Annotated in this window: 7 protein-coding genes and 1 pseudogene; 1 reads left to right on the forward strand and 7 read right to left on the reverse strand. The window is 64.1% G+C overall.

Features of this window, described 5'->3' with window-relative positions:
• The 7 genes and pseudogenes from C0456_RS19465 to C0456_RS19500 form a co-directional block, all read right to left on the reverse strand.
• On the reverse strand, positions 1-230 hold a 230-nt coding region (locus C0456_RS19465), incomplete at its 3' end, for a c-type cytochrome (protein ID WP_291055938.1).
• Entirely contained in the window at positions 230-385 is a 156-nt protein-coding gene (locus C0456_RS19470) for a hypothetical protein (protein WP_236108516.1), read from the reverse strand. The genes C0456_RS19470 and C0456_RS19465, both read right to left, overlap by 1 nt.
• A 12-nt stretch (positions 386-397) precedes the next feature.
• Positions 398-844 (reverse strand): DUF411 domain-containing protein, encoded by a 447-nt coding sequence (locus tag C0456_RS19475; RefSeq protein ID WP_291055945.1) that lies wholly within the window; start codon positions 842-844, stop codon positions 398-400.
• A gap of 24 nt (positions 845-868) precedes the next feature.
• The gene (locus tag C0456_RS19480; RefSeq protein WP_291055948.1) at positions 869-2,341 is read right to left on the reverse strand and encodes a multicopper oxidase family protein; all 1,473 of its coding nucleotides are present in this window, start codon (positions 2,339-2,341) and stop codon (positions 869-871) included.
• Between the two features lie 141 nt (positions 2,342-2,482).
• Positions 2,483-2,824, reverse strand: a complete 342-nt coding sequence (locus C0456_RS19485; protein ID WP_291055951.1) for a hypothetical protein — start codon at positions 2,822-2,824, stop codon at positions 2,483-2,485.
• Between the two features lie 52 nt (positions 2,825-2,876).
• Positions 2,877-3,358, reverse strand: a pseudogene (locus tag C0456_RS20995) (mercury(II) reductase); the annotation flags it as partial.
• A gap of 132 nt (positions 3,359-3,490) precedes the next feature.
• Positions 3,491-4,492 carry a transposase gene (locus tag C0456_RS19500; RefSeq protein ID WP_291055960.1) on the reverse strand — a complete coding sequence of 334 codons (1,002 nt, stop codon included), beginning with the start codon at positions 4,490-4,492 and terminating at the stop codon, positions 3,491-3,493.
• 168 nt (positions 4,493-4,660) lie between these two features.
• Here C0456_RS19500 and C0456_RS19505 point away from each other — a divergent pair, with 168 nt between their 5' ends.
• On the forward strand, positions 4,661-5,041 hold the full coding sequence (locus C0456_RS19505) for a hypothetical protein (RefSeq protein WP_291055963.1): 381 nt from the start codon (positions 4,661-4,663) through the stop codon (positions 5,039-5,041).
• Positions 5,042-5,060: the final 19 nt, after the last annotated feature.

The following is a 5,060-nucleotide window of genomic DNA, read 5'->3' on the forward strand; positions in this document are numbered from 1 at the left end:
TGCGGCGGCGCGGGCAGGCGACCCGACGGCAGGCGGCTCTTCCAGTCCGGCTGGCCTTCGAGCTTCGCGCCGTGACATGAAGCGCAGTTCGCCGCGTAGATCGCGCGTCCGCGGTCGAGCCGTTCAGCGGATGCCTCCGTCGGGCCACTTTGATCAAACCTGACCCAGAGCAGCCCGGCCACGGCGCTTCCGCCGAGCAACATCGTGGCGCCAATAATGGCGCGGTTCATCAGCGTTTGCCCCCGAAGAGGTATTTGACCAGCGCCGCAATCCCGAGGACGAGCAGGACGATCACGAGCAGCCAGACAAGGCCCATGCCCCACATCATCATGCCGCCCATGCCGTCCATCATCCCCATGCCCATACCGGTCGGAGCGTTGTTCATCGGAAAATCTCCCTATTCGACCGCGTATACGGACGGCTTGCCGTCACCCACGGCGTAGATCGTAAAAGGTTCGGTCTTGGCGCCGCTCATGCCGGGTGATCCCATCGGCATGCCGGGCAAGGTCACGCCCTTGATGTCCGGATGCTCCGAGAGCAGGCGATTGACGGTCGCGACAGGCACATGGCCGCTCACCACATAATCGTCGATGAAGGCGAGGTGGCAGCCCTGGAAATCGTCCGGAATGCCGGCTTCGCGGCTCATGGCGACGAGCTCGTGGGTCGGTTTCACGGTCACGGTGAATCCGTTCTCACGCAGATAGTCGGCATAGCTTTCGCAGCAGCCGCATTGCGGGTTCTTGTAGAGGCTCACTTCCTCGGCGACCGCGAGAGATGCGTTCGTGATGTAGACGCCGGCACCGAGGACGGCTGCGGCGAGGGCGGCGACGATGATCTTGTGCATTATGGTTCTCCTTGAATCTCTAGATCAGACAACGCGGATGACACCCATCATCCCGCCAGCCTGGTGTTCGAGGATGTGGCAGTGGAACATCCAGTCGCCGGGATTGTCGGCGACGAAGGCAATCTCGACCTTCTCCCGTGGCGCCATTAGCACCGTGTCCTGCCATTCGCGGTGCGGCGTCGGCTCGCCGTTGCGCGAGATTACCCGGAAGGAATGGCCGTGCAGATGGATCGGGTGGTGCCACGCCGTCGCATTGGTCATGGCGATCACATGCGAACCATCGCGTTCGAGCGTCAGCATCGGGTCTAGCACATGGCCTTCGGCGGCCTTGCCATTGACGAACCAGATGCCATTGCCGTGCATCATGCCCATCATGCCGCGCATCATCCCGCCGCCCATTCCCCTTGATGTTCCTTCGCCCATGCTGCCGCCCATCTCGGCCATCACCATTCCGCCCATCATACCGCCGTTGAAGATCACCTCGTGGCGGAGCGCCGCAGCGACATTTGGTTCGCGCAAGGGATTGGCGGGCAGGACGATCGGCCAGTCAGGCATGGTGTCCCTAAACGCTGTCTCACCGTAGGCGAGGTCGACCAGCCGGTATTCGAGGTCCCGATAGAAGCGGTCAATGACCGAGACCCGACTGCCGGGCTCGCCCATCATGTCGAGAATGATGTCGGCCCGCATCGCCGGTCCCAGTACGACGAGGCCGCCCATTGGCGCGTGCGGCGTTACCGGCTGGCCGTCGAGCGCGATGACCGTCGGTGTATGGCCTTGGAAGTCGAGGCTGAAGATGCGCGCGTTCGCGGCATTGATGAGCCGCAGCCGGATGCGCTCGCCGCTGCGCACCGGACGCGCGTCCGGCACGCGACCGTTGATGGTGACGGTGTTGCCGATCCGGCCATTGTGGCTCATGTCATGGCCGTTACCGAAATCGTTGGAGATCTCGGCAGACTTCGTGAGCCGCCAGTCGTCGAGCACCCAGACGAGTTCCCGATCGACTTTTGGCGGTTCGGGCTCTTCGACGATCAGCGGCCCGTACAGGCCGCGGCCGACCTGCTCGAAGCTGCGCTGATGCGGGTGATACCAGAAGGTGCCGGCATCGACCGCGTCGAACTCGTAGACGAAGGTTCCGCCCGGCGCGATCGGCGGCTGGTTGAGATGCGGCACGCCATCCATGGCGTTGGGGACCCGGAGCCCGTGCCAGTGGACTGTGGTCTCTTCGGCAAGCCCGTTCTCGACGGTAATCCGAAGACGCTCGCCCTGACGAACGCGGATTTCAGGTCCGGGGACGGTCTCGTTATAGCACCAGGCGGGCGTCTCGCCGTGCGGCTCCGGAACGAGCCGCGCCCGTCCCGGCGCGGCCCGCAAGGAGAACTCCCGGACGCCGGCCGCACGTGCGGGCAACATAAGGCCAGGCATGCTCAGGCTTGCAGCGCCGGCGGCGCACGCCTTCAGTAAAGTTCGGCGCGATAGCGCCAAAGTGATCGGTGACATGGTTCGCTCTCATCTGATTTCCGCTGTGCTTCGGATGCGCAGACTCGGGTCTGCACACGCATTGAGCGGCGGCTGCCCGCGCGGTCGCCCGGGAAGCGCAGCAGGGCGCAGCGGTCGGAGCGTACCCCGACCGGCGTCCGATCAGATGAGCGTTCGGGGAGGGTAGGGTTCGGGCGGACCTGTCCGTCCGGCAAGATCGTAGAAGGCGCGGACCGACGGAGATATGCCGGTCACCAGCGGAACACTGCCCTCGGGGCTGAGACTGGCCAGGAGTGGAGTGACGCACACCATGCTACAGCTAAGCCCGCCGTCGTCGCCGTCACCGTCGGAGCCGCAGCCCTGACAGTCGGCCATATCCATGGCGCCGCCATCGGCGAGCGCCATCTTGATCGACATGGTGGTTGTGCTCATCGCGTGCGCGCCCGAGCCGACCGCGAATGCGGCGAGCAAGGCGAACACGAATATCCGTACAAGCTTGACCATCATGTATTCATAGGCTGTCGTCGGAAACTTGTCGAGTTCCAAGGTGTCGCGGCTACTTGAGGATCTTACCGACGCAGCAGGAGAGCTTGGCCACGCCCCTGTCGAAAGTCTGGGCGGCAAGCTTCAGCCCTTCGACCGTGGTCAGGTACGGGAAGATCGTCCCGGCAAGCGCCTTGGCGGTCATGCCGAACTTAAGCGCCAGCGCCAGCGTCTGAATGCTGTCGGTGCCCTCGGGCGCGAGGTCTGACCGTCCGGCAGACGGTCGGTGTTGGCGCCCGCCACCAGCTTGATCAGTCCGCGCGTGTCGCGGGCTGCCCGTGCGCGTGGCACATGGTCGAGCGGCACGATGGATGTCTTGACCTCATGGCCGGCGGCTCTCGCCGCGGCCTCGCTCAGGCCGACGCCCGCCACCTGCAGGTCGGCGAACACCACCCAGGGCATGGTGCTATCGTCCTAGGCGAGACTATTCCCGTAGAGCGCATTGAGCGCCGCGAGCTTGGCCCCGCAGGCGGCCATGTAGACGAACTGGTTGCGTCGCAGCGGCACGGCATCCATTTGATGAGCTTACCATCCCTCAGTTTCTCCACGCCCCCCAGAGGCGAGGTAACGGGGCAAAGGACTGGAAGATGGCCTGAAGCCGTCGTATGCCGCGTTTGAACAGGGAGATCAGGCTGCGCCCCGCCTTGCGCGGACGGTCCCGCGGGTCTTTTTTTCGGCGGGGGTGGGATTGTGCTCGGCATCCCACATGCCGGTGGAGACGGCCCAGTAGAGGGCCAGCGCCATGACCAGGATCAGCCGTGCAAGGCGGTCCGGGTACTGGATCTGGCTGTCCTCCAGCCCGAAGCCCCGTGTCTTGAAGTCGGAGAACATGGCCTCGATGCCCCAGCGCAGCCCATAATCGAAGGCACGGTGTATTGTCGGGGCTTCGGAGAGGGCGATGATCCAGGGTTCGGGGTGGCCCTCCTCGTGAACCATGGCGACATGGGTCCGCACGCGCTTGTGGGTGAGTTCGATGTCGCTGAGCATGCGCTCGCCACGGGCGAAGCACTCGCCAAGCGTCGTCTCGCCGTCCTGCTCGAACACCAGCAGCTCCTGCTTGAGCCTCAGCCGCCAGTGCCACCCCTGCTTCCGGCACCAGGCGATGAGATCGGGGCTGCCATAGAAACGGTCGCCCATCAGCACCACCCTCACTCCCTCGGGCAGCATGGCCCGCACCGCTTCCAGCGCCTTGCGCTGTTCGGCAATGCCGATGGCGCCCTGCGTCTCCTTCACTCGCCAGGCCAAGGGCAGCGCCCGGTTGCCGAGGCGCACCGAGACCATCACCATCTGGTGCAGATCGGTCGCCTTGCTCTGGTCGATCATCAGCACAACGGTCTGTCCGGCGTCCGCCAGATGCTTCAGCACCTCGCGACCATAAGGCGCCATCACCGCGTCCACATCCACCAGATCATTGGACAGAAAACGCTCGATCCACTGATAGCGCTTGATGACCAGCTTGCACGGCCGTGGCAGTGAGGCCGCAAGGTCCATGCAATTGGCGCTGCGCACCTCCAGCATCGTCGCCACCAGAAGACCCAGCTTGCCGCGCTGCGTCCTGCGCTGGCCCGGCAGCTTCGCCTCAAGGTCCGCTATGATCCCACGAGCAACGTGTTCGATCCCGCCCATCACGGTTCCTCCGCCTGAAAAAAGGCGGACTCCTTGAATCACACCCGGATTCTTCAGGGCAAGAAAAAACTGAGGGATGCTAAGATTTGATGAGGTAGAACCCTTGATCTGCCAGAAGAATCATGCTAGCCAAGCTCCATGGGAAGTACCTTCTTCACGCTGAGTGATGGTATGAGGCGCCTATTAGGCGCACTCGTCGCTGTGGCATTTCTCATGGCGAGCGTCGGCATTGGCCACTCCATGCCCGCATCAGGTCCCCATGACCATCCGGTCGAGACCACATCGCCCCATGCGGACGACTGTCATGCGCGCGTCTCGCAAGTGGAGGATTGCGGCGAAACCGCAGCACAGCAGGACCAAGGGCAGCCCGCGACGCACGGGACCCTTGGAAACTGCTGCGTCGTCGCTTGCTCTCCGACTGTTATCGTCGCCGCCATTGCGGAAGTCGCCGTCATCACCTTTTCCGGGATACGGCTGGGTGTTCATGTAGACCGGTTCGCCGGCTCGAATGCCCCGGACGGCCTTTTCCGTCCTCCCCGCGCTCGCGTCTGATCTCCGCGCGGCTGCCCTG

It is taken from the genome of Hyphomonas sp. (assembly GCF_013823385.1).
Taxonomy (GTDB): Bacteria; Pseudomonadota; Alphaproteobacteria; order Caulobacterales; family Hyphomonadaceae; genus Hyphomonas.